The 23,756-nt window shown below is 35.0% G+C and carries 25 protein-coding genes; 9 read left to right on the top strand and 16 right to left on the bottom strand.

What is annotated here, in order from left to right; translation table 11 throughout:
• Window positions 1–3: 3 nt before the first annotated feature.
• Complete coding sequence (locus KO464_03600) at window positions 4–291, bottom strand: ACT domain-containing protein (GenBank protein MCC7572456.1); 288 nt, start codon at window positions 289–291, stop codon at window positions 4–6.
• Window positions 292–397: 106 nt separating this feature from the next.
• On the opposite strand from KO464_03600, the gene KO464_03605 reads away from it, so the two are divergent.
• Window positions 398–685, top strand: coding sequence for an AbrB/MazE/SpoVT family DNA-binding domain-containing protein (locus KO464_03605; protein MCC7572457.1), 288 nt, complete (start codon window positions 398–400; stop codon window positions 683–685).
• Window positions 679–894: a type II toxin-antitoxin system RelE/ParE family toxin gene (locus tag KO464_03610; GenBank protein ID MCC7572458.1), complete on the top strand. Its 216-nt coding sequence runs from the start codon at window positions 679–681 to the stop codon at window positions 892–894. Before KO464_03605 ends, KO464_03610 begins: the two co-directional genes overlap by 7 nt.
• 66 nt (window positions 895–960) lie before the next feature.
• Here KO464_03610 and KO464_03615 read toward each other — a convergent pair whose 3' ends face one another.
• The 6 genes from KO464_03615 to KO464_03640 form a co-directional block, all read right to left on the bottom strand.
• On the bottom strand, window positions 961–2,058 hold the full coding sequence (locus KO464_03615) for a hypothetical protein (protein MCC7572459.1): 1,098 nt from the start codon (window positions 2,056–2,058) through the stop codon (window positions 961–963).
• Between the two features lie 140 nt (window positions 2,059–2,198).
• A complete protein-coding gene (locus KO464_03620; protein ID MCC7572460.1) occupies window positions 2,199–2,978 on the bottom strand; it encodes a hypothetical protein in 780 nt (259 codons plus the stop codon).
• Between the two features lie 103 nt (window positions 2,979–3,081).
• The gene (locus KO464_03625) at window positions 3,082–3,777 is read right to left on the bottom strand and encodes a 4-vinyl reductase (GenBank protein ID MCC7572461.1); all 696 of its coding nucleotides are present in this window, start codon (window positions 3,775–3,777) and stop codon (window positions 3,082–3,084) included.
• Window positions 3,778–4,149 (bottom strand): roadblock/LC7 domain-containing protein, encoded by a 372-nt coding sequence (locus KO464_03630; protein MCC7572462.1) that lies wholly within the window; start codon window positions 4,147–4,149, stop codon window positions 3,778–3,780.
• 106 nt (window positions 4,150–4,255) lie between these two features.
• Window positions 4,256–5,245 (bottom strand): hypothetical protein, encoded by a 990-nt coding sequence (locus KO464_03635; protein MCC7572463.1) that lies wholly within the window; start codon window positions 5,243–5,245, stop codon window positions 4,256–4,258.
• A 109-nt stretch (window positions 5,246–5,354) separates the two neighbouring features.
• Complete coding sequence (locus KO464_03640; protein MCC7572464.1) at window positions 5,355–6,593, bottom strand: PQQ-binding-like beta-propeller repeat protein; 1,239 nt, start codon at window positions 6,591–6,593, stop codon at window positions 5,355–5,357.
• Between the two features lie 68 nt (window positions 6,594–6,661).
• Here KO464_03640 and KO464_03645 point away from each other — a divergent pair, with 68 nt between their 5' ends.
• Entirely contained in the window at window positions 6,662–6,844 is a 183-nt protein-coding gene (locus tag KO464_03645; GenBank protein ID MCC7572465.1) for a hypothetical protein, read from the top strand.
• Between the two features lie 258 nt (window positions 6,845–7,102).
• Here the strand turns inward: KO464_03645 and metG are convergent, their stop codons facing one another.
• The gene (gene metG / locus KO464_03650; protein MCC7572466.1) at window positions 7,103–9,139 is read right to left on the bottom strand and encodes a methionine--tRNA ligase; all 2,037 of its coding nucleotides are present in this window, start codon (window positions 9,137–9,139) and stop codon (window positions 7,103–7,105) included.
• A gap of 199 nt (window positions 9,140–9,338) precedes the next feature.
• Here metG and KO464_03655 point away from each other — a divergent pair, with 199 nt between their 5' ends.
• Both KO464_03655 and KO464_03660 read left to right on the top strand, forming a co-directional pair.
• Entirely contained in the window at window positions 9,339–12,995 is a 3,657-nt protein-coding gene (locus tag KO464_03655; GenBank protein ID MCC7572467.1) for an Eco57I restriction-modification methylase domain-containing protein, read from the top strand.
• A gap of 1 nt (window position 12,996) precedes the next feature.
• The gene (locus KO464_03660; protein MCC7572468.1) at window positions 12,997–16,161 is read left to right on the top strand and encodes a DEAD/DEAH box helicase family protein; all 3,165 of its coding nucleotides are present in this window, start codon (window positions 12,997–12,999) and stop codon (window positions 16,159–16,161) included.
• 57 nt (window positions 16,162–16,218) lie between these two features.
• Here the strand turns inward: KO464_03660 and KO464_03665 are convergent, their stop codons facing one another.
• The 7 genes from KO464_03665 to KO464_03695 form a co-directional block, all read right to left on the bottom strand.
• Complete coding sequence (locus tag KO464_03665) at window positions 16,219–16,740, bottom strand: hypothetical protein (protein MCC7572469.1); 522 nt, start codon at window positions 16,738–16,740, stop codon at window positions 16,219–16,221.
• Window positions 16,737–18,284: an ATP-binding protein gene (locus KO464_03670; GenBank protein ID MCC7572470.1), complete on the bottom strand. Its 1,548-nt coding sequence runs from the start codon at window positions 18,282–18,284 to the stop codon at window positions 16,737–16,739. Before KO464_03670 ends, KO464_03665 begins: the two co-directional genes overlap by 4 nt.
• Before the next feature lie 133 nt (window positions 18,285–18,417).
• Window positions 18,418–18,771 carry a hypothetical protein gene (locus KO464_03675; GenBank protein ID MCC7572471.1) on the bottom strand — a complete coding sequence of 118 codons (354 nt, stop codon included), beginning with the start codon at window positions 18,769–18,771 and terminating at the stop codon, window positions 18,418–18,420.
• Window positions 18,772–19,710 (bottom strand): ATP-binding protein, encoded by a 939-nt coding sequence (locus tag KO464_03680; GenBank protein MCC7572472.1) that lies wholly within the window; start codon window positions 19,708–19,710, stop codon window positions 18,772–18,774.
• Between the two features lie 124 nt (window positions 19,711–19,834).
• Window positions 19,835–20,227 (bottom strand): hypothetical protein, encoded by a 393-nt coding sequence (locus tag KO464_03685; protein MCC7572473.1) that lies wholly within the window; start codon window positions 20,225–20,227, stop codon window positions 19,835–19,837.
• Window positions 20,228–20,319: 92 nt separating this feature from the next.
• Window positions 20,320–20,499, bottom strand: coding sequence for a hypothetical protein (locus KO464_03690; GenBank protein MCC7572474.1), 180 nt, complete (start codon window positions 20,497–20,499; stop codon window positions 20,320–20,322).
• Window positions 20,500–20,560: 61 nt separating this feature from the next.
• Window positions 20,561–21,370: a methyltransferase domain-containing protein gene (locus KO464_03695; protein MCC7572475.1), complete on the bottom strand. Its 810-nt coding sequence runs from the start codon at window positions 21,368–21,370 to the stop codon at window positions 20,561–20,563.
• 218 nt (window positions 21,371–21,588) lie between these two features.
• Here KO464_03695 and KO464_03700 point away from each other — a divergent pair, with 218 nt between their 5' ends.
• The 4 genes from KO464_03700 to KO464_03715 all read left to right on the top strand — a co-directional run bounded on the left by KO464_03700 (window position 21,589) and on the right by KO464_03715 (window position 23,012).
• The gene (locus tag KO464_03700) at window positions 21,589–21,789 is read left to right on the top strand and encodes a type II toxin-antitoxin system HicB family antitoxin (protein MCC7572476.1); all 201 of its coding nucleotides are present in this window, start codon (window positions 21,589–21,591) and stop codon (window positions 21,787–21,789) included.
• Window positions 21,786–22,010 (top strand): type II toxin-antitoxin system HicA family toxin, encoded by a 225-nt coding sequence (locus KO464_03705; GenBank protein ID MCC7572477.1) that lies wholly within the window; start codon window positions 21,786–21,788, stop codon window positions 22,008–22,010. Before KO464_03700 ends, KO464_03705 begins: the two co-directional genes overlap by 4 nt.
• Before the next feature lie 143 nt (window positions 22,011–22,153).
• Complete coding sequence (locus tag KO464_03710) at window positions 22,154–22,732, top strand: hypothetical protein (protein MCC7572478.1); 579 nt, start codon at window positions 22,154–22,156, stop codon at window positions 22,730–22,732.
• A 91-nt stretch (window positions 22,733–22,823) separates the two neighbouring features.
• The gene (locus tag KO464_03715; GenBank protein ID MCC7572479.1) at window positions 22,824–23,012 is read left to right on the top strand and encodes a hypothetical protein; all 189 of its coding nucleotides are present in this window, start codon (window positions 22,824–22,826) and stop codon (window positions 23,010–23,012) included.
• Between the two features lie 24 nt (window positions 23,013–23,036).
• Here the strand turns inward: KO464_03715 and KO464_03720 are convergent, their stop codons facing one another.
• Window positions 23,037–23,597, bottom strand: a complete 561-nt coding sequence (locus tag KO464_03720; protein ID MCC7572480.1) for a hypothetical protein — start codon at window positions 23,595–23,597, stop codon at window positions 23,037–23,039.
• Window positions 23,598–23,756 lie beyond the last annotated feature (159 nt).

The following is a 23,756-nucleotide window of genomic DNA, read 5'->3' on the forward strand; positions in this document are numbered from 1 at the left end:
GCCTCAAACCCTGTGCATCCTGTCAAATATCTCTTTCCTTTGAATTAGAAGATTAATGTTAAGTTTGGCCCCTTCGTCCTCTAGGTCCTTCTTTATCTTCTTAAAGTCATAGCCTGATGTGGATATATCGGCTATGGCAATCATTGAGAATACGCCGTCAAGAACGGTCTGGCTGAGCTCTAGTATATTGACATTTAAGTCAGCTAGCACCCTTGTAACACCTGCCACGATACCGGGCCTATCGGCTGATAATACAGTAATAACAATCTTTTCTCCAATTTTGTCTGCCATGTCTAAAAAGATGTTTATTGTCTTAAAAAGTTAGTGGAGAAAAGAAGATATTTATTTTATTATACTATACCATAAAATATATAAAGAAGTAAGATAATCTTACTTTATGGCTACAACTACCGTAAACTCCAAGGAAGAGTTCACACGTGTAAGCTCTAAAGGGCAGATTGTCATCCCAAAAGATATCAGGGATAATCTAGATATCAAAGAGGGCGATCTTCTAGCCGCAGTTTCTGAAGAGAACTTCATCATCTTGAAAAAGATTGACCCCAAGATTACTGAAGAAGAGAAGGTACTCCTAAAAAGAATAAAGGAATCCTGGGACAGTATAGATAGGGGCGATTACACAGAGATGGAAGGAAGCGAACTCCTAAAGGAAATGAAGAAATGGTAAGGGTAGTATATTCTAAGGAATTTGAGCAGGATGTCAAAAAGATCCGCGACAAGGCTTTAAAGGAACGACTTATTAAACAAGTTAAGAAAATACTTAAAAATCCCGATATTGAAAAGCCCCTGCGATACAATCTAAAAGGCGAGAGGTCTGTCTACGTCCCTCCATATAGATTAGTATATGCGCTTATTGATGACAAGATTTTTTTCTGAGGTTTAGACACCGGGAAGATGTCTACGATTGAAAGTTGTAATAAGAGAAAATAAATAAAGAAAGAGTTACTTTTCTTTTAGATTCAATCCAAGTATCTTAAGTATCTGTGCTATTGGAAGTGACTTGCTTCTTGGTGGTGTGCCCTGGTACTTAATTGTAAAGTAGTCATATTGTGAGATGTTCCATACGTATCCTGTGACGATAATGTTGTTTTGTGAGTCTATAGCGATATCATAGGAGTCGTCATAATCATTTGAGAAGTCATATTTTCTTTCCCAGACCTTTTTGCCGTTTGGATCATATTTGACGGTCAAGTACTGGTAGTATCTATAAGAGTCGTATTCCCCTCCAGTTATGAAAATATTGTTGTATGAATCAACTGCGACTTTATAGCTCCATCTGCCGCCTGTGTTATCAATTATATCCCAAAGCTCTGCACCGCTAGAGCTGTACTTCACTGTGACTGATGAATAACTGTTTACATGATCATCTGCATAACCCGATATAATCACATTGTTAAGGGAGTCTATCGCAACACCGGGAGAGTAGTCTGAGTCACCACTGTCAAAGATCTTTTCCCAGATTATATTGCCACTTGAATCATACTTTACAGTATAGAAGTCACTTGCAGAAACTCCTGTAACGACAATATTGCTATGCGAGTCAACTGCAACGCCATATACTGTTCCAAGATAATCCACCTGGCGGAGAAGATTGCCATTTGAATCATACTTTATTATACCAGAGTTCCCAGCCACTATGACATTGTTTTGTGAGTCTGTTGTAACTGCATAAGCGGTACCTGAATATGGCTCATCCCAGATATAGGTTCCATTTGGACCATATTTTACAGTCCCACTATCTCCTGTTACTATGATATTGTTTTGGGAATCTGTTGTAACGTCGCGGGGCTTTCCAGATGGACCTATTACGGCTGTTGGCCACGCTAGATTGCCACTTGAATCGTACTTTATTATCAAATAGTTAGCGCCAGAGTATCCAGAGACTATGACATTGTTCTGCGAATCAGTTGCGACACCGTAAGAGTAATAATTACTGGAAGGATAGATTTTAGACCAGATAATATCGCCATCTCCAGCAGATGCCAATCCTAGAGAGGCAACAAACATTATCGCTACTAAAATAGAGATTAGTTTTCTCATATTGTTTCACCTAGTGCTACCATAAAATAGTCAAGCAATGATATATAAAATTATTGGTTATTATTGGTAATCAATGCTAAAAATATAGTTTTTATCTGTAAGGTTGAAAGTTAATAATAAGAAAAGAAAAAAATATAGTATTAGTTTTCTTGATTCTCTTTGAGAATCTTTAGTATCTGTGCTATGGGCAAAGACTTTGGATCTGGGTCTGCGCCTGTAGTAAACCAAAGTGCAAGTCCATTTCTTATTGGCCCATCGTATGAAACGCCTGTGACGTCATCAAGATCAAGCCCGATAACTGGGGGATGTTCATGATCGTCAATTATATTAGTTATGTTCTTGTACTGCATCTTGATATTACCGTTCTTGTAGAGTATTACCTGTACTGTTTGGGCCCCCTCGTTTGTACCCTCACCGTAATACATACCCGCTGCATCAAATTCAATAACAAGATAATCTCCAAAGTTCTGGTAGTATGCATTGCCCCTCTCTTTAAAACTCATATCATAAAATAGGAAGGCAATGAGTGGATTTTCACCCCAATAGTTTGTTCCGATTGAGTAACTTTCAGTAGGTATTTTATAACCATAATAGTTGTAACTTGCATAATTTCCTACTCCTGAAGAGAAATCTATGTGGCCGTTTGTTGAGAGGTAAAGCTGATTGTAAGTCTCCCCATAGAAGGGAAAATCAAAACCGATGTCAATCTTTACATAATCATCGTCTAGTGGATTATCGCCGGCATTCGCCCACACAACTTCTGTTCCCGTATCCTTTATCTCAATCCAATTGTAGTTTGCATCATAGACTCTGTATGGATTTGCTCCAAAGCTCGTATACTGCGCCCCAAGAATTGATGCTACCCCAAAAAAACTCCCTACAAAGAGTAAGGATATAACAATTGCATATAGTTTTTTCATAATAATAACTCCATTAGATATAAAAAAATATTAATTATTAATATATAAATTTAACTGCAAGAACTAATTTATTATAAAAATAGAAAAAATTATAAAAAAGATTTTATATTGCAAGATCTCCTGGTGCGAGTTCCTCAACTTTTTTCCCTTTTGAGAGAAGGTCTTGCATTATCTCCAATCTCTTTAGAATAGTGCTTCTGTGGCACATGATGAATGTACATTTGTCGTCCCCTTTTGCTTTGCATGTTATTTCCCTTGCCTCAAGCGGTATGCCAAAGGATTCTTCACACCAGCCTGCAGAGTACCCGGCATTTATGTGGCAGATATTACGATTTGACTTCTCTCCTCTTTTCAAGAAGGGTTCAGCTTCAAAAGATCCAGGATGGTGATACACTAACAGATAATTCTCGTCAGGTGAAGGTGCAGACGCCGGCAGAATGTCCACAAACGCCCAGCCGCTATATGAGAAGTATACTGGTCCCGCAGACAGCTTTTCTAAAGGATCTTTTATCCCAAATTTCTTGTGAAACTCTTTGGCTTCTTGGAGACCTACGGCCTTGCCAAATTTATACATGATCTGGTCTGCTCCCTTGTCCCCGTAAACTTCCTCTAAAGTGTGCCTAAAAGAAACTGCAAGCGATGTTGCACGAACCCACATATATCTATCGCCATCAATATCAATTCTCCCCTTTTCAGGCTGATGAACAACCTTTTTGAAGAATTCGTTAATTGTGTTTTCTGATTTAAGAAATATGGGTACCATCTCTGGGGGAACTTTTGCTGCCTTAAACTCAACCATTTATATCACTCCTGAAATTTTGTCGGCCGTCCTTTTCATATCTAGAAAAACTAGGCCCAGTTTTGCATCCTTTTTTGCAAGTGCTGTGAGAACTGCATCTTCCCCAGCGCCCATTAAGAGAATGTATCCGTCCTGACCTTTAACAAAGACCTGCTCAAGAGACCCCTTCATGAGCTCTTTTGATGTTCTTTCTCCTAATGAGAGCATTGCTGCTGACATTGCAGCTACTCTGTCCTCTTCGACGTCTTGTGGTAATTCACTTGCAATAATTAAACCATCAGTCGATACCACAGCAGATGCTTGAACATCTGCGGATGTTGATTTAAATTCTTTTAGAAGTTCTTTAAGTACTTCGGTTCTTGATTTGGCCATAAAAACTCCTCAATTGGTAATCTATATTTACAGATGACAGATTTTTACGGCCTTATAAGGCTAGTGGAGAAAAAAATAATTAAAATAGAGAAAAATTAATAAAAATTTATTCTTGATTTTCTTTTAGGATCTTAAGAATCTTATCCACTGGTAGGCTTGATGGTGGGCCTCTACTAGATGCGTAGTGGAATCCCATGTCTACTGTGCCTTTGTCCCAGATTCCATCTGTTCTTGTTGTAAATCCTTGGTACAGCCCAAGTGCCGCTGATGAGGTAGAGCCTTTATCTACGCATGGGCTATTTGGTGAAAGGTAGAAAGTGTCTATTCCATCGACAAACTTTGGGTCAACTGAAATAGAGCCAGTTCCGGCAGGTGTTTCGTCATAATTGCCCCAAGGATTATTCCATGCGTTACAATATATTACTTCTGATGGGTCATATTCATCCTCTATGTCAAATCCATTGTCACCATTTCCAACTGCTATGCAGTTTATCACTTTAGTTCCGCCATCGTCACTATAGAATCCATCGTACACATTCCCAACAGAGGTGCAGTTGATGAATGTACTGTGGCTATTATCTCCAATCCCATCAGATCCGTTATTATATGAAAGGCAATTTTTAACTGTGGCATAATCGGTAACAAGAATACCGTTTGCTCCATCTGTAAAACCATTGCTGTGAGTGATACAATTCTCAATAGTTGCATACTCTCCCCCCACCCAATTTCCACCAACATTTTCTTGATCCATAAGAATTCCATATCCCGGCGCATTTCTTACAGTGATATTTTTTATAGTTATATATTTTTTCAAGGAGCAGAAGCCGTCCCCACCAGAAGATGTTGCATCAATTATGGTATTAAAAGGGCTATCGCCTATTATTGAAATATTATCTGCATTTACGGTAATTGTGCCATTTGTGGAATAAATTCCTGCGTGAACGTAAATCGTGTCCCCTGCAGATGCAGCTTCAATTATTACCTCAATGTCGTCCCCTTGGTAGACATGATACGTTGCCGCAGAGACCGGGCTTAATATCATAAAAATACTTGCAAAAAGTATTGACATTATTATTATAGATTTTATTTTATTCATAATAAACACCATTATATTGTTAAAAATGGAAAGAAATTAATATATTTAAAGCTAACTATAAAAAAATCTATTAAAAAATAATGGTAAAATTATTATAAATTAAAAATATCTATTTATTATTTTCGTTCTTTTCTAGAATCTTCATTATCCTGTCCATTGGAAGAGATTTGGGAACAAAGGGTATTGCTCTATGAGTATTGAAATTGTTCTGTCCGAACTTTGGCCAGTTTGAGTTTGCATATGCCTTCATTGATTGTTGATAAGACGCATATGTCCAACTTGAACTGCTCTGAATAGCGTAGAGTTTATAGTCGTCTTCGCCTCCAACATAGATTGTGCCGTCAGGAGCTATTGCAGGAGATGACCTACCACCACCGACATCATACCTCCACTTGTAGTCAGTACGATCTCCACTACCTGTCGGGCTTATCGCGTAAAGATAATCATCCTGGCTCACAAAATATATTGTGCCGTCTGCACCGATTGCAGCGGATGATGGAACACTGCTACCTGTTTCAAATCTCCACTTTAGAGAACCGTTTGGATTTATTGCATAGAGGTATTTATCGGAGCTCCCAATATATACTGTGCCATCTGCACCGATTGCTGGTGATGATCGATTAATGCCTCCACCGGTCTCATATCTCCACTTTAGAGAACCATTTGGATTTATTGCATAAAGATAATCATCATAACTTCCTATGTATATAGTGCCGTCTGCTGCAACAGCAGGGGATGAGCGAGCATAATACGTATTGATGTCATAAGTCCATTTCAATGACCCGCTTGGTGTTATTGCGTAAAGGTTGCCGTCTTGGCTTCCAACATAGATTGTGCCGTCTGCACCTATTGCTGGTGATGACTGAGCATAGCTAGTGCTACCTATGTCATAATTCCATTTAAATGATCCGCCTGCAGTCAGCGCATAAAGGTAGCCGTCATGGCTTATAAAATATATTGTGCCATCTGCACCGATTGCGGGAGATGAGCAAACATTTGATCCTGTTTCATATGACCACTTTAGAGATCCGTCTGGATTTATTGCATAAAGATAATCATCCTGGCTCCCAATGTATATTGTTCCATCAGGAGCTATTGATGGTGAGCCTGTGATATAACTCCCAGTTTCATATGTCCATTTTGGGGCCCCTCCACTTGGGGAGAATGCATAGAGGGAAAAATCATACCCCCCAACATATATTGTGCCATCTGCACCGATTGCTGGGGATGAATAAACATAATTTCCTATATAGTAATCCCATTTAAGGTCCCCATCCGCGGCAAAAACTGCTCCAAAAGACGTTAAAAATATAGTAACTAATAAAACAGCTGTTATTTTTTTCTTCATGAAAATCACCATTATTGTTATCAAAACAAGATTTTAAGACTATTTAAGTTTTACGGTTTTCTTTATTAATGTCTTATCCCAAAATCATTTCCCGTGAGGAAATGTTATTGGGGTATGGCAAAGCTCAAGGAGAGTGCAAGTTTCAGATAGCCCTAAAGGAGCTAGGGATAGAGCATATACTTTCCGGTGTCAGCCATCCCCAGACAAACGGGAAGATTGAAAGATTCTTGGAACGCTTGAGCAGAAGCTAAAATACTTCAAGTCGATAGAAGAGTTCATGAACTTCTACAACAAGAAACGGCCACACATGAGCTTAAATCTTGACGTGCTTGAGACTCCAGAAATGGCATTTTACAGAAAGCTAGAATCTGGCAGTAATTTGCCAGATACTACCTAAAATAGGGGAGATTTTTTAATGAAAGGAAAAGGAAATAATTGCAGGATAAGACAAATAATTTATTATAATGTTTTAATTATTGTGATAATAGAAAAAGAGATAAAAAATAAATTTATCTTATCTTTGCACCGGTCTTGATTTCCTTGTCTGCTTCAAGTAATGATACAAGCTTTCCGTCGTCAGCAGCCAAAAGCATAGCTTCACTCTTTACGCCACGGATTGTTGCTGGTTCAAGATTGCATATTGCCACTATCTTCTTTCCGACTAATTCTTCCTTCTTATAGTAGCTCTTTATGCCTGCAACTATAGTTCTCTCTTCGCCGACATCAATCTTCATGACATATAGCTTGTCAGCCTTCGGGTGGTCTTCAACTGAGATGATCTTCCCAGTCCTTATATCAAGTTTTGCAAACTCATCAAATGGTATCATGGGCTTTTCCTCCTTCTTTACTAGGGTCTTTTTCATTGGGGGCGGATTATCAAGCTTTTCTATCTGCCTCTTTATCTCCTCATCAGGGACCTTGGAGAATATCGGCTCTGGTTTTTCTAAAGGCTTTCCCTGCTCTAAAAGAAGTTTTGCACTATCGTCCCAGGAAAACTTAGCTATTCCAATCTCACTCAGCATCTTCTCTGTTGAGAACGGCAAAAATGGATTTAGTACCATTGAGAGCGTCTTTGCTAGCTCTAGAGATATGTAGATTGTGTTTGCTGCCCTTTGCTTATCGGTCTTAACTAGCTTCCATGGCTCCTTCTTATCAAAGTACCTGTTGCAGCTCTTTGCAAATGAGACGACCTCCTTCAATGCATCCTTCATCTTGAATACCTTTATGAGGTCAGAGACCTTTGTACCGATCTCTTCCATGTTCTTTATGGCTTCCTTATCGTCATCATCAAGGAGTGATTTATCAAGAGAAGGAATCTTACCGTCAAAGTTATTGAAAGCAAATGTGATGGACCTGTGGACAAAGTTGCCTATGATGTCATTTAGCTCGTCATTTATCCTCTTCTGGAAATCCTCCCAGAGGAAGTCTGAGTCCCTTGATTCTGGGGCTACTGTTGTTAGATAATACCTAAGATAGTCAGGCGGGAAATCCTTCAGGAATTCTCCAAGCCATATCGCCCAGTTCCTTGATGTCGATGTCTTCTTTCCGCCTATGTTGAGGTACTCATTTGCCGGGACGTCGTATGGGAGCTTCCATTTTCTCCCTTCATATTCGCCATACCCTAAGAGGAACGCCGGCCACATGATAGCATGGAAAGGTATGTTATCCTTACCTATGAAGTGGACGATCTTTCCGTCCAGCCAGTAATCCTTCCATGCGTCTGGTTTTCCCATTCGCTCTGCCCACTCCTTTGTGGATGAGACGTAACCTATGACCGCTTCAAACCAGACATACAATACTTTGTCTTTTCCTTCTTCTAGCGGGACCTTGATACCCCACTGCAAATCTCTTGTGATTGCCCTATCTTGTAACCCTTCCTTGATCCAGTTCAGGCAGAAGTTTACTACGTTAGGCCTCCAGTGCTTGTTTGACTTCATCCAGACTTCTAATTCATCCTGAAAGTCGCTTAGCCTGATAAACCACTGGAATGTTTCCTTTACTTCAGGCGTTGTGCCGCATGTTATGCACTTTGGGTCTACAAGCTCAATTGGCTCTAAGACCTTTCCGCAGACCTCGCACTGATTGCCCTTTTGATCCGGGGCGCCGCATGTCGGGCATGTCCCCTCGACGTATCTGTCCGCCAAGAACATGTTGCACTTGGGGCAGAATGCCTGGACGACGGTCTTCCTCTCAATATGGCCGTTCTTTAAGATCTTCAAGAAAAAGTCTTGAGAGGTCTTGTGGTGAATGGGTAGCGAAGTCCTTGAAAAGTTATCATAGGATATGCCGAGATTTTTAAAATCTGTCTTCATATCCTCATAGTAAAAGTCAACAAGCTCCTTTGGCGTGACGCCATCCTTTAGGGCCTTTATCTCTATTGCCGTTCCATGTTCGTCTGTCCCACCTACATAAACTATATCCGCGCCAGCTAGCCTATTGTACCTGACATAGGTATCTGCTGGAAGGTAAGCCCCTGCTATATGGCCTACATGGAGGGGGCCATTTGCATAGGGAAGAGCGGAAGTGACAAGTATTCTTTCTCTCATGATTATAACTCCTATTTAGTAGTAAATAGTGCTTAAAAAATGTTTAAAAGGCTTTGTGAGGGTTAAGCTAAGGGAAAAATGATTTAAATCTTTTTATTGAAAATATGAAAAATTAAATATTTTTAATCAAATAAATGATTTTAAAGAAATATTGTGAAACATTTTTAAATAAAAGTGACTATCTAAAATTGGTGACTAGGTGCCAAAAGAAGTTAATCAAATAACTAGAGAAATTGTTAAAAATCACCTAGAGAAAATTTCTAATTTTAAAGATGTTTATGACTTATTTAGATTATTAAATTATCCCGATGAGATTATTTATCCTTCTCCCACTAGAAGAAAAAAAGACTCATTTAATTTCAAGAAAGAAGACCAAGATAGAATTAAAGAAGTATATTCAATAATAAGCATTGGTGAGGGATTATCTAAAGGAGATAATCTTCAAGTATTTTTTGTAGAATGCAATTCCATCAGTACAAGATTTACTAGAGAAGTAACTAAAAAGTTAGCAGAATCTTATAGAAGCCTATTAGTAATATTTACCGATAACTATGATAATATTGTATTCATACTACCTGAAAATGTTAAAGAGAGAGATGTTTTCAAACTAAAACTGACACGCCTTCACGCCATTAAATCTGATTTATACTATACTGATATAGATATTGTTTCTCGCCTATTGTACGAACAAGAAAATAGTTGGCGTTTTATTTTTAAAAAATGGAAAGATGCTTTTAGTGTTGAGAGAGTACAAGATTCATTTTTTGAAGATTACAAAAAAGTTTTCTTCAAAGTTAGAGATTATCTTCGTGAGCAAAAAGTTCCTAAAAAAGAATCGCATGAATTTACATTACAGCTGTTGAATAGAATAATGTTCATCTATTTCATTTCAAAAAAAGGCTGGCTTAAAGAGAAAAAATTCATTTCTTACTTATGGAAGGAATACAAAAAAAGCAACGAAAAAGATACGTTCTATTCCAAATGGTTAAAGCAAATATTTTTTAAAGCTTTTAACGGCAGGGCGGCAGAGATATCTGAAATATCTGAATCGATGCGTCAGTTATTACTAGAATATGCACCTCACTTAAATGGTGGACTTTTTAGAGAGAGTAAATTGGACAAACATGAGTCACTGAAAAATTTAGTTTTGCCAGATTCTCTTTTTTTAGAATTAATCCAAGGTTTTTTTGAAAGATACAACTTTACAATAAAAGAGGATATACCATTAGATCAAGATGTTGCTGTTGACCCGCAAATGATTGGATATGTTTACGAATCATTAGCTAATGTTGCAGATGAAATTTACGATAGAAACGATCTTGGGATATTTTACACCCCTTCAATTGAAGTAGAGTTTATGTGTAAAAGATCTTTAGTTGAATATATATGGAATAATATGCCAGATATTTTACCTAAAGAAAAAATTTATCATCTCCTTTTTGATTTACCTGACCTTGATGAAGATTTAATTGATTATTTTAATTCAAATAATATATGGCATAGACTTGAAGAAGTGTTAGATAACTTATCAGTTGTAGACCCTGCATGTGGTTCTGGTGCATTTTTAGTTGGAATGCTAAATATTTTATCAGAAGTTTATTCTTACATTCATATCCAATCGAGCCGTAATATCCCTGATTTTGAGAGAAAATACAGAATTATCCAGAGAAATTTATATGGTGTAGATGTAATGCCTTGGGCTTTGCATGCTGCAGAGTTAAGGCTATGGTTACAATTAATAGTTGAATCCGATTTCAAAACTGAAGAACTAAAGAAAGGGCCACTTCTACCTAATCTGGATATGAATCTTAGAAGAGGTGATTCTTTAGTTCAAGAGATTGGAGATATGACTTTTAACCTACGCCAAAATATATTGAATCCAATATTGAAAAAAAGATTAGACAAACTAAAGTTAGAGAAACAGAAGTATTTTGAAAGTTCAAGAACTGGAAGATTTAGAAGATCAGATGAAATTAGAAATGAGGAAATTTCGATTTTCCAAGAAATAATTGCACAAAGAATAGAGGCTGTTGAAAATAAAATCAAAGAAAACAATGATAAATTGCTCAAAAGCAAAAAATCAGAACAAACTTTTTTAGTTGAAAGGCCAAAATCAAAAATTCAACTTGAGATAGAAGAAGAGAAAAAAGAAGGAATTTTGCAGAAACAAATTACAGATCTAAAGCAAGAGATACATATATTAAACGAATTGAATAAGAAGCTTTTGAATCCTGAAGAAAAACCTTTCGTTTGGGATATTGATTTTGCCGAGATATTTGGAGATAAAGGGGGATTTGATATAGTTATCGGAAATCCACCATATGTTAGATATCAAAAAATATCTCCTCCAAATATACCTAAATCTGAAGTATCTTTGGAAGCTAAAAAAGAATATAAAGAGAAACTAATTAATTCAGTTAATAACCAATTCCCATTAATTCAAAGTTTGGATAGAAAAAGCGATTATTACATATATTTTTACTTTCACGGTTTAAGCTTATTAAATAAAAAGGGAACATTTTGTTTTATTACTTCAAACTCGTGGTTAGATGTAGAATATGGTAGAGACTTGCAAGAATTTTTAGTAAAATATGTTCCTATCTATTCTATTTACGACAATTTAGTAAAAAAGAGCTTTGCTCATGCAGACGTGAATACAATCATTGCTTTTTTTGGAAGCCCAAAAATAAAAATAGAAAACTTAACTGAATGGTTATTTGAAGAGGAAACAAATAAAGGAACATGGCCATATATAAATAATATTGCAAAATTTGTAATGTTTAAGAAACCATTTGAAGAATGTTTAATGATTGACAATTTATTAGAGATAGAAAAATGCCAAAACACGAAAGTAACTAACGATATGAGAGTAGTATGTATTAGTCAAAAAGAATTATTCCAACAGGGATTGACTAATAAAAATATTTATTATGGAACTATGTGGGGCGGGAGATATCTTCGAAGTCCAGACATATTCTTAGATATCCAGAAAAATTCAAGAGAAAAACTTACTAGATTAAGTGACATAATTAATGTAGAAACATATCTTAATACTCTAGGTTCAGACAAATTCTTTTTTGTCTCTGTTGAACAAACAGTTAATAATTTGTGCAAAATAAAGAGTAGAATAGATGGAAGCACTTTTGAGATAGAAAAAGAATTTCTCACTGATTTCATAGAATCACCAAAAGAATTGAAATCGATACTAGTAAAAGAGCCCTTTAAAACAAAATTGTTTAGAGTTCCAAAAGAAATATCCTTATCAGATTTAAAATCAAGTAAAGCATATCGATACATTTCTTTTGGGGAAAAAAATAAGTATAAGACAGATTTACCAAAACAAGCATATTATGGTTCTAAAATAATAATGGCTTGTTATCAAGGGGCAAGTCATATAATAAACTATAATCCTAATAGAATAATTTCCCATAGATTTTTTAGGATAATACCAAGAACTAAAGAAATAGATGAAGAAACATTAATTTTATTATTAAACTCTACTTTTTCATCTTTATCGCTTGAAATATTCAGAAATCCAAGTTTAGGCGGCGGAGTTTTAGCACATGGAACTTATACCATTAAAGAGTTTATAATACCAAAAATTGAAAAAATTGAGATTAACAAAAAAAAATTTATTTATAGAGAAATCAAGCCAATTTTTGAAGAAATAGGAATAGATCCAACAAAAACTATTAGGGATCAATTCCCCAAACCCATTCCTGAAAGAGAAGAATTAGACGATATTATATTTGATGAATTAGGATTAACAAAAGAAGAAAGAAATGAAGTATATTGGTCTCTATGTGAACTAGTCAAACAAAGATTAGATAAAGCAAAAAGTTTGAAATGTGAGTAATATGCCAATTCCAAATGAAATTATAGATAACAGTGAAGATAACAAATTATTCTCTTTCCTAAATTGGGCTCTTAAAGATTATCCTAAAACAAATTTAGATATTGCCACAGCTTTTTTTGATATCAAAGCTTATGCTCTAGTAAAAAACAATCTCAACGGAGTTACTCAATTTAGATTATTACTAGGTAAGCCTCCTGAAATAAAATCTGAAAGAACATTAGGCGATGTTCTTTCTGAAGAAATTCGTCAAAATCTTGAAGATCTAGAGTTATCTAAAAGATGCAATGACACTGTAAAACAGCTGATTGACTTCTTAAAAAAAGAGAATGTCGAAGTTAAACTATTTGAAGATTTTCTTCATGGTAAGGCATATATCTTCGATAATTTGATTGTTATAGGTTCTTCAAACTTTACAGGTGCTGGCCTAACAAGATACGGAGAATTAAATACTTGGAAACAAGAATCTCAAGCAATATATACAAAAAAAGAATGGTTTGAAAAGTTCTGGGCAGAGTCTATTGATTTTAAAAATGATCTTATTGAGTTACTTGATTCATCAAGATATGGTAGTAAAGAATATACGCCATACCAAGTTTATATCAAAGCTCTTTATGAGCTACAAAAAAATGATATTAGAGAAGAACAAGAAGAAATAGACCCATATCTCCCCGCATCTAAAGTTAATCTTACAGAGTTTCAAGAGGATGCCATATATAGGATTGAATCAAGAATAGAAAAATATGGATTTATAATAATAGCTGACTCAGTAGGTCTTGGAAAAACTTGGATTGCAAAAAAGATTATAGAAAAAAGAGGTTACTATAGAAGAGAAAATATCCTTGTAATATGCCCCGCCCAGTTAAAATCAATGTGGTCAAAAGAATTAAAATCTATAGATGTCAAAGATAATATATTGTCCCAAGAGGAGTTAGCTTCTGAGGAATATCTCAAAAAAATAAAGAATGTGATCAAAGATAATCTTTCTACTATCAGGTTAGTAGTTATAGACGAAAGCCATAACTTCAGAAATCCCTTGTCAAATAAATGGGAGCATCTATTCAATCTTCTATCAGAACATATTACTAAGAAAGGAAAGAAACCTGAAATTCTGATGTTAACTGCTACGCCCATAAACAATAGTATTTGGGATTTGTATTGGCAGATAATGTTACTAACTTTACAAAATCAAAGAACTTTTTCTAAAGACAATATTGATAACTTATTCAAATTTTTCAAAGAAGTTGAAAAGGAAGGAGAGCCAACTTTACTTAGTGATCTTCTAAATGAGATATCTGTAAGAAGGACTAGAGATTACATCGTAAAAAATTATCCAGAAGCTTTTGTTACTATCAATAACGAAGAAAAAAGAATAATATTCCCAAAAAGAGAATTGGAAAATATTAATTATAGTTTGGAAGAAACATATGCAGGATTGTATAGAGAGATATCAGAAATCATCACCGATAAATTATCAATGGCCTACTATAGGCTTCTTGATTATAAGAAAGATGAAGAGTTAACAAAAGAAGAGGAATTCTTACGTGGACGAATGATTGCTATTGAAGGTATATTCAGTACAATTTTATTGAAAAGATTAGAGAGTAGTATTGAAGCTTTTAGGATAAGCATAGGAAAACACGTCAATTTTCTCAACACTTTTAAAGAGTACCTTTTTGAAGGAAAACTTGTCACAAAAGAATTCTTTTCTAAATATTTAATGAATTTAGATGAAGAACTTGAGGATGAAGAAATAATACAATCACTCGAAGATTTTAATTTAGAGAAGTATAATACAGATAAACTGATTGAGGATATTGATTCAGACATTAAACTCTTAAACATTATCTTAGACAAAGTCAAGACAATCAAACCAAAAAATGATGCGAAATTAAATTCTCTTAAAGAAATTCTATTTGATCTTTCTAAAAAAGGCCAAGTAGTAATATTTACTTATTATGCCGATACTCTGAACTATATTTACAAAGAGATAAATTCTGATCCACAGTTTTCCAAGATAAAAATCCAAGCAATATCGAGCTCAGGCTTAACTTCAAAGAATCCCAATGAACGAGTGAGAATTCTTGAAGACTTTGCATCACATAAAGTTGATATTTTAATGAGTACGGATGTTTTATCGGAAGGGCAGAACCTCCAATCTGCACAGTTTTTGATTAATTATGATCTTCACTGGAATCCAACTAGAATGATCCAGAGAGCAGGTAGAATAGATAGGATAGGATCCCCATTCTCAAAGATTCATGTATATAACTTCTTTCCTGAAAAGGAGCTTGAAGCTCTTTTGAGATTATTAGAATATCTTCAAAAAAAGATATTAGATATTGATCACTCTGTTGGATTAGATCAAACCGTATTAGGTGAACAAATACATCCAAAAGTATTTGGAATAATGAGAAGGATAAAGAATAAAGATAATACGGTAATTGATGAAATTGAATCTGATGCATTTGGTGGTGGGGAGCAGTTCTATCAACCCCTTAAAGATTATTTAAAATCAAAGGCGAAAGAAGAAATTGAATCGATACCTAACGGCGTTTATAGTGGATTAAAAACTAAGAAACTAGCAGGGATTTTTTTCTATTACAAATATGATAATGATTTCCACTTCTGGTATCTTTATGATTTTAAGAATAATAGATTAATAAAAAACAAGACTGAGATACTTAATTATATAAAATGTCCTCCCGATGAAAAAAGAGTAGTGCCTGATTTCTTTGAAAAGGTCTACGAAGTAAATCAGGTTATTGTTGAGGATATAAGAAAAGTATATGAAAACTTATCATCAAGTCAAGAACAGGACTCACAACTAAAAGAATTGGCTAGCTCAAAGAGTACAAAATTTATTAGAGATATAAGAAACGAAATAGATAGATATATTGATGAATTCATGGATACTTATCAAGAGGGCAATGAGTTAGTAGAAAAATTAGAACAGATTAACGCTAAATTAGTAAAGATTCCTTATACAAAACAGAGAACTAGAGAGATAAGAAGATTGTGGTCTACTTACAAGAAAAATAATAATTTTGATCTATTGATAAAAGGGTTAGGAGAATTTCTTAAAGACAAATCAATTTTTGAACGAGTTAGTATATCCCCTTACAATGAAGATAAATTAAAATTGATTGTTGTGGACTTAGTTTCTTAAGTCGTATAAAATATTTAATAATTCATAATGCCTATATCTCAATCAATTATACTCAAATTAGTATCGTTTATTTTTCTTAATTAATCTAAGTTGATTCCTCGTTTTAATTTCTCCTTTAATTAGCTTGGATTCACATTCTTTTCTGAAAGAATTATCGTTAATATCTAATAATTCTTTATATTTGTCCCAACTGATTTTTTCGTTTATAGATTCTAACTTAGGATAAGTTGTTCTAAATTCAATTAAATAATTAATTTGTCTTGTAGATATTTCTAAATCTCTGGATAAAGCCTCTGTAATGTTGGCAAAGATAAAATCTTTATTTTCTAAATCTTTTGCAAATCTGTAAATATTGTCCGCTAAATGCCATTTCAAAATTGAATTACCTCTAGATTTATTATTTTGTTGGGTTTTATTGATAATATCTAATGATTTTATTATAAATTCTTGATACTTTGATTGAATTATAAAAGATTCTTTCTCTAAACTATTATTAGCAATTGCATGACTTAAGGATATTTTAATTTTATAACTATTTTTTTCATCATTCGATTTATGAATCTCTATAGGAATTTTCATGCGGTTTGCCCCCTTAGTCTTATTTGATGCCATTTAGTCAATAAATCAGAGGTAAGTCTCTTCGAATTTTGTTCATCTACTTCATTGGCCACTATACCAAAAACAGTAGTTACTAAATGATACACCCTAACATGCTCTGCCCTAGATTCTTTAGATAGCCCGTCAGCAATTTTCCATGTAGGATGTGCGACATTAATTGTTATACTTTTACTAAGTGGATCTACCCATCCTTCGGATAAGTTATCTGGTCTATCGTCATAGCTAATGCTAATTCCACCTTTGACTGTTCTTCTAATTCGTTCTATAGGAGTGTCGCCATCATCTTTATTTTCAACAATCCCTTCTTTTTCTTCATCATCACCGATTGTGATGATTCCACCACCATGATGACTTCCTCCAATCGTTCCCCTTGTTGTTTGTCCACCAGTAGCAATATTTCCTAATGATCCACCTTCATTTGATTTAATAGAAGTTTGTTTAGATATCAGATTTTGGAATAATTTGTCCGTGATATCATTAAACTCAGGCATTTTTAAAACATCGTTTATTGTTGATTCAACATCTTTATACAGTTTATCAATATCATCAACAGTAGTTTTTGGTTTTTGTATTGCTCCTACCTCTTGAAGCCATTTACCAAAAATACCCCCTACTTTATTATGATAATGTTTCCAGAGCATAGAAGTTTTATCGAAATCTGATTTAGAAGTTCTTAGCACTCCAATCAAATAATCAGATTTACATATGCCAGTTATACACTCTCCACATGAAGGATAAAGATTAAACCAAAAATTAGTCAATACTGTTTTCCCATGAACAACGACACTAATCCCTTGATATTTTTCAGGTAACTTATCTTTAGTTTTATATACATATAGTATAGGATAATTATTTCCGATTTTAGTAGTAATTTTTTTAGTGGATTCTATATCCTCTTTTTTAGGCGCCCAACCTTCAATTAGTTTATCATTAACATATACTTTTTTAACATTATAATGTCCTAAAAGGATAGTATTGTAATTATCCAATAACGCATTCTCAACAAATTCTTGATTAAAGTTTTTTTTGTCTTCTGGATGTTTTATTTTAACTTCTACATAAGTTCCATTTGATTTTAATTTATTAGAAGTTTCAATAATCTTCCATTCAGGTATTTTTTCAATGAATTGCCAAAATGAAGCTCCTTTGAATTTTTCAGATTTCGTTTCAGTTATAATATATTCCGCTCTGTCTAAATAAGTTTTTGCACCGACTCCTGCAAATCCAATTCCCTCACCTTTAGTTTTTGTTAATGATGCGATGTTGTGATATTGAGAAAACTGAAATTCATTCATTCCACAACCATTATCTATTACAATGAATTTATCTTTTTCAATGCATATTCTAATTTCTGTAGCCTTCGCGTCTATTGAATTGGCAAATGTTTCAACAATTAAGGCAGTGAGTGGATCGTAGGGAAATTGATCTCTAAAATCTATTATTAATTTTTTCCAATCACTTATCATGGACTGACGTATTTCTCCAACTTTCCAATTTTGACTCATTATAATCCCCAAAATTATTTTAAATTACAATCGATTTATTATCATTTTTCATATATAAGGATATGGAAAAAAATATGGGAAATAGAGAAAAAAATTTCTTTTCCATTGGAAAATTCACAAGCAATCATATTTATTACTCCTTGGAAACTTCTTCCCATGATTTCATAGAAAGAGCCTCTTCCTCTTCCATTCTTCGCTCGTGCTGCTTTCTTGATTCCTCTATTTTTCGTCTCCTCTGTTCTTCATTCGCCAGGTATTGTTTGTAGCCATCAGGATCTAGCTCTGTGTAAATCTCCTTGAAATCTAGAGGGTATTGATCCTTTTTTGATTCATAACTCATGCCTGCAATATAGTTAAGCTTTTCGCCTGATATCGCCCGCTCAAGAAACATCAGATCCTGAATATACTTGGCATTCTCATCATTATACTCCAATCCTTTCAGTTTGTTTCTAACATATCCAGTTTTAATATTCTTAAAATCTGTCATTCACTCATCCTCATGCATCCTACTCACAATCTGATTTCTGACTTCATCCAAATTATTTCGATTTTTCTTTATATTAAATTGAATCATCTTAATCTCATCCTCAATACTCATAATCTGCTCCTTGATTGACTTTATTTCTTCTTCTTTTAGACCACCTGCTTCAGATTCCTTTAATCTTTGTTCTTTTAATTCAAATTTGGCCCTTAGCATTTCTAACTGTTTCTCCCTCTTCATCATTTCATGGATTAGCTGCCTCTCCATTATATGTAGGTCCTCACTGGGGTCATTTTGGATTTCAATCATTTTGAAATTTTTTATCCACGGTTCGTAGGAGTACCCATCAGAGGAAAGCGATGTTATTATTATTTGCTCTTTTCTATCCAAAAGGTATTTCAAGAAAACAACACTTGCATCGTGATCAAGTCTTTCAAGTCCCTCATCAATCAAGATACACCCCCCATTCAAATTGATTCTTTCCCCGTAGACTTCACAGGTAAGTTTGTCTATCTGGTTAAAGGTGATTTTTATCTCCTCAGGCCCACCAAGGTAGTCCTCATAGGAGAAATCCTTTAGGCTATGGCTATTATCAAAGAACAGGAGGATGGATCTTACAATTGTAGTTTTCCCAGATGCAGTGCCCCCTACCATCATGTTATTCTGCTCAAAATCGATATCTATTTTTTTTAGAAATCTGTGATTGTCTATTTTTATTTTACTTATCTTGAAAGGTATCCTGTATGCAAGCCCCTTCTTTCTAAGATTCTCAAGGTATTTTGACGGATCAAACCTCTTGTTGTATCCGTTTATATTCAATTTTGTCTTGATGGCCTCCTCTGCAAGCTCTGATATATTGAAATTCATCTCTTTTGCCAGCTCCACTAGATTCTCATCAAGGTAGAGCAGGGTATTTTTCTTAGTTGATTTAGATTTCTTATCCATACTTTACATATGGACATATGGATATTTAAGGTTATCTGTTTATAAAAATTAAATTCAGGCATAGAGCTAAAAATTAGTAACATAGCATCAATCCAATATATCAGAAATTGGCTTATGCCCTTAACTACTTTTGATTTATCTCCTGAAGAACTGAAATCTCAAACTTGAGGCGATTTATCTCTGCATTCAAGGAGTCAATCCTTATATTCTGATCCAATATCGTTCCGTTTTTTGAAATGACTAAATCGTTTAGTCTTAGATTATCCTCTGAAAGCCTTCTATACGAATCCTTTAGAGCCTCAGCCTCTGAATCTGTCAGGCTGCATCCACCTATCTTGACAGTAGGCTTTTGGGCAGGCTGTTCTGAACTGCTCTGGGTAGTTGTGGTAGGTGTATAGCTATTTTGAGAGGGGTTTGCTATCGCGCTACCGACAAAAAGCCCTATTATAAATCCAATTAACATTAGAATCACAGCTATTTTAGTTATGTCATTAGTTGCCTCCATAATCACGCCCATTGAAAAGACCTCCCTACAATATCTTCACTATTGTTTTGTATTTGTCCTTTATAAAAATATGGAAAAATATCAAAAGAAAAAAGTAAGGCCAGTTATTTCCTGTATTCAACTGCCCCGCCGATTGCCGCACCCATTGCAATACCAATACCTATGCCAATAGATAATCCAATTGCAATGTCTTTAATTAAAATCCCGACTATAACTCCAAGGACAGCACCCGCTCCAAATCCAATAGAAACGCCCAGCGCCATCCTGTTCTTCTTTTCTTCCATAGGCAATATTAAAAATAATTATTATTTAAATCTTTCATTTTTCTTTTGGCCCTAAAAATAACTACTTTACCCCGGTAAAGATGAAATACCCAAATGAATCTCCTTCCAGCGCCTTCTGGAACTTCTTAACAAACTTTAGCATCGGGCCCAACTTCCGCCTAAGCTCTCTGTTTACCGCCATATGGTAAAGCACTCTAATCGAGATCATTATCTTCTCAGCAAAGGAATATTCCCTTACAAAAATATCTTCATAGTAGTCATTTATCTTGATATCATTAAATCCAGCTTCTTTGAATATATTCTCCCATTCATTAAGAGTTCTGATATCAGTTTCTGGCCCAATAATATTGGACATGATCATGATATTCTTCATCTCTTGATAAAATTCAGAGTCTAAAGATTCATTAGTGAAAAGATCAAGTGTGGCAACTTTTCCGCCTTTTTTTAGAACTCTTTTATAATCCTTCAAAACCATTACAGGGTCGCTGACTAATGCTGTTATTGCCTCCCCATAGACTATATCAAAGGAATTATCGACAAATGGAAGGCTCTCAGCACTTGCCCTCTCAAAACTAACATTTTTTAGATTTAATTTTTCTGACTCTTCCCTAGCGAGCTCTATAAGTATCTCAGATAGATCCACACCGACAATTTCACAATCGAACTTTTGGGCCACATGCCTTGTGATATAACCTGTTGAGCATCCAACTTCCAATATCCTTGGCCTTTCCATATCTTTGATATTAAGTAGCTCCAGTAATCTATCAGTTCCCTTCCAGCCACCAAATGTTGGCGAGGTCATAGCCCCGATGTAACCCTGAAACTCGTAGAGCCCAATCTTTCCAATTTCCTCGTTAGTTAACTTTCTCATTCCAACATAATAATGGAATTTATCATATAAATAGGTAATCTAAATTTTGCACTAAAAATAAATCCTATTAAAAAAATACCCGATTTTGTTTAATAAGAAGTGATCATATTAAAGGATCCTTTTGCATTCCCAACTTCTGTTAAAAGAAAAGGCCAGATCTAAAGATGAACTCTTAATATACGTCAATTTTATATATTCTTTATTAGTAATTAGAATGTATGAAGCTAACAGTTATTTTGGAACCTCAGGAAGAAGGAGGATTCACTGTTTATGTTCCGTCTCTTCCCGGGTGCATCTCTCAAGGAGAAACAAAAACTGAAGCGTTAGATAATATCAAAGAGGCCATAGAACTATACTTGGAGCCGGATGTAAATGAGCTTGTGGAATATTCCGGAGAAAGGCTCGAAGTGGCTATATGAACTCTGCTGTCCTTTCAGGCTTAGAAGTTATCAAAATTCTAAAAAAGGCAGGATTTATTGCAGTAAGGCAAAAAGGCTCCCATGTTAGACTTGAGAAACTAGGCGAAAATGGGCTTATCAAAGTCACGGTCCCACTTCACAAGGAACTTAAAAAAGGGACATTGTTAAAAATCATCAAAGATTCTGGATTAACACAGGAAGAGTTTGAACAGTATAGATAGTTTTTCTTATTAAAGGATCCTTTAAGATTCCCAACTTCTATTAAAAGACAGGGTCATTTTCTTTAATATGATCTGGCCTTAAAAATAGAGCAAAGATTTAAATGAGATAAGAATTATTGATAAATAGTATAATGGTGAAAACTATGAGAAAAATAATATCTTTATTGGTTAGCTTGTTATTTGTTGGAAGCACCTTTGGGGTGGCATCAATAACTGCCAGCGCCGTTGATCCAGACATTGAATGCTCTTCATGTGATGGTTCAGCTCCATGCCTATGTGAAGGGTCCTCTTATGGGATTAGTATGGGGACAGTTAAGGTTGGGGAAACATTTACCATTACTCATAACAAACGAGAGTCATATTGGCAATGGATAAAAGTCGATGATTCTACACGTACGGATATTTGGTATAATGAAATCGTTCCGAATGGACTTCCAGTTCGTTTGGGCCTTGTAGAACTAATAGACTTTAGAGCATATTATACTGATGGGTCATCATATAATTACAAAGAAGCGCCCAAAAAAGGAATCGGCGTTCTTGATCACACAGTATACACATTTAGGACAGTTCGCCCCGGTACAGTGTATTTCACATTCAAATGCAATCCCCGAGAAGAGCCATGTAGTTGCTGTGATAGGGTAGTCCCAGTCGAAATAACTCCAAAATCACATCCAATCGACTGGATACTGAGGAAGTTCGGGCTTGGCAAATTCAAAGAATAAATTTATTTTTTATATTACAATCTTTTCTAATCAATTATTTTTTTTTACCGGTAAATTTAGAAGATAAATCTTCATTAGGAAAGTGATTATAATGGATTGCGTATTGTGTAAGAAACCAATTGAGAAGTATAATGCAAAATTAAATCAGTTAAAGATTGATGAATCTAATAGGGTAGAGATATGTTCAGATTGCATTGATAAATTTCTCAACTGGCAAAAGACCATATTTGCAACTCTTTTCCCCACAAAGGCAGCCAAGAAGTGGGCCAGTAAGAAATGAACTTATGAAAAATTCTATAGTGCCCTATTTTGACTTTGAATCTCTCTTCTTCCCTTCACGATTGCACCCATAATGGTCATATCCGTCCCTATCATAGCCATCCTTGTCAAAGCCGCTGTACGCATATTTTGTCCCGTTTCTGTGAAGGCCGTTCCTATCAAATCCATTTTTGTCATAACCCTCTTTGTCAAAGCCTTCTTTGTCCCGGCCGAATCTGTCATATCCGCTTCTGTTATACCCTGCCCCATCAAATCCCTTGTCATCATATCCGTCTTTGTCAATATTCTGAAAGTTAAATTTCCTGCCTGTGTATCTATGGATCCCCTGTTTGTTGAAGTCACTTTTATCAAAGCCCGCTTTGGAATATCCAGATCTGTTGTAGCCCTCTCTGTCATAGCCAAGCTTATCATAGCCTTCCAAGTCATAGCCATGCTTGTCAAAGCCGTCTTTAGAATAGCCGCCGCTATCAAAAACTTCTGTATCAGAAATAGTCTCTAGATAAACATTGCATATAGGGCATTTTTCTATTTCCTTGACAAATTTAATCCCGCAGCTTGGGCATTTTTTGCCTAAAATATCGGACATGTTAGATCATTCTCTTAATAATTGCAATGGCAATTTGATATAAATTTCTTGTTATAGAGCACGAAAAAGTTGGCCCTAAAAATAAATCCTATTAAAAAAATACCGTGTTTTGTTTAATAAGAAGGATTCTTATTAAAGGATCCGTTAATATCTCCAACT

Origin of the sequence: Methanofastidiosum sp. (genome assembly GCA_020854815.1) — an archaeon.
Taxonomy (GTDB): Archaea; Methanobacteriota_B; Thermococci; order Methanofastidiosales; family Methanofastidiosaceae; genus Methanofastidiosum.

Coding starts and splice junctions, on each gene's coding strand:
- KO464_03625 (MCC7572461.1), bottom strand. CDS start 3,777: ATGGTTGAGTTTAAGGCAGCAAAAGTTCCCCCAGAGATGGTACCCATA.
- KO464_03610 (MCC7572458.1), top strand. CDS start 679: ATGGTAAGGGTAGTATATTCTAAGGAATTTGAGCAGGATGTCAAAAAG.
- KO464_03600 (MCC7572456.1), bottom strand. CDS start 291: ATGGCAGACAAAATTGGAGAAAAGATTGTTATTACTGTATTATCAGCC.
- KO464_03690 (MCC7572474.1), bottom strand. CDS start 20,499: ATGGAAGAAAAGAAGAACAGGATGGCGCTGGGCGTTTCTATTGGATTT.
- KO464_03685 (MCC7572473.1), bottom strand. CDS start 20,227: ATGGGCGTGATTATGGAGGCAACTAATGACATAACTAAAATAGCTGTG.
- KO464_03700 (MCC7572476.1), top strand. CDS start 21,589: ATGAAGCTAACAGTTATTTTGGAACCTCAGGAAGAAGGAGGATTCACT.
- KO464_03670 (MCC7572470.1), bottom strand. CDS start 18,284: ATGAGTCAAAATTGGAAAGTTGGAGAAATACGTCAGTCCATGATAAGT.
- KO464_03635 (MCC7572463.1), bottom strand. CDS start 5,245: ATGAATAAAATAAAATCTATAATAATAATGTCAATACTTTTTGCAAGT.
- KO464_03615 (MCC7572459.1), bottom strand. CDS start 2,058: ATGAGAAAACTAATCTCTATTTTAGTAGCGATAATGTTTGTTGCCTCT.
- metG (MCC7572466.1), bottom strand. CDS start 9,139: ATGAGAGAAAGAATACTTGTCACTTCCGCTCTTCCCTATGCAAATGGC.
- KO464_03705 (MCC7572477.1), top strand. CDS start 21,786: ATGAACTCTGCTGTCCTTTCAGGCTTAGAAGTTATCAAAATTCTAAAA.
- KO464_03665 (MCC7572469.1), bottom strand. CDS start 16,740: ATGAAAATTCCTATAGAGATTCATAAATCGAATGATGAAAAAAATAGT.
- KO464_03695 (MCC7572475.1), bottom strand. CDS start 21,370: ATGAGAAAGTTAACTAACGAGGAAATTGGAAAGATTGGGCTCTACGAG.
- KO464_03680 (MCC7572472.1), bottom strand. CDS start 19,710: ATGGATAAGAAATCTAAATCAACTAAGAAAAATACCCTGCTCTACCTT.
- KO464_03720 (MCC7572480.1), bottom strand. CDS start 23,597: ATGTCCGATATTTTAGGCAAAAAATGCCCAAGCTGCGGGATTAAATTT.
- KO464_03605 (MCC7572457.1), top strand. CDS start 398: ATGGCTACAACTACCGTAAACTCCAAGGAAGAGTTCACACGTGTAAGC.
- KO464_03660 (MCC7572468.1), top strand. CDS start 12,997: ATGCCAATTCCAAATGAAATTATAGATAACAGTGAAGATAACAAATTA.
- KO464_03640 (MCC7572464.1), bottom strand. CDS start 6,593: ATGAAGAAAAAAATAACAGCTGTTTTATTAGTTACTATATTTTTAACG.
- KO464_03630 (MCC7572462.1), bottom strand. CDS start 4,149: ATGGCCAAATCAAGAACCGAAGTACTTAAAGAACTTCTAAAAGAATTT.
- KO464_03715 (MCC7572479.1), top strand. CDS start 22,824: ATGGATTGCGTATTGTGTAAGAAACCAATTGAGAAGTATAATGCAAAA.
- KO464_03675 (MCC7572471.1), bottom strand. CDS start 18,771: ATGACAGATTTTAAGAATATTAAAACTGGATATGTTAGAAACAAACTG.
- KO464_03645 (MCC7572465.1), top strand. CDS start 6,662: ATGTCTTATCCCAAAATCATTTCCCGTGAGGAAATGTTATTGGGGTAT.
- KO464_03620 (MCC7572460.1), bottom strand. CDS start 2,978: ATGAAAAAACTATATGCAATTGTTATATCCTTACTCTTTGTAGGGAGT.
- KO464_03710 (MCC7572478.1), top strand. CDS start 22,154: ATGAGAAAAATAATATCTTTATTGGTTAGCTTGTTATTTGTTGGAAGC.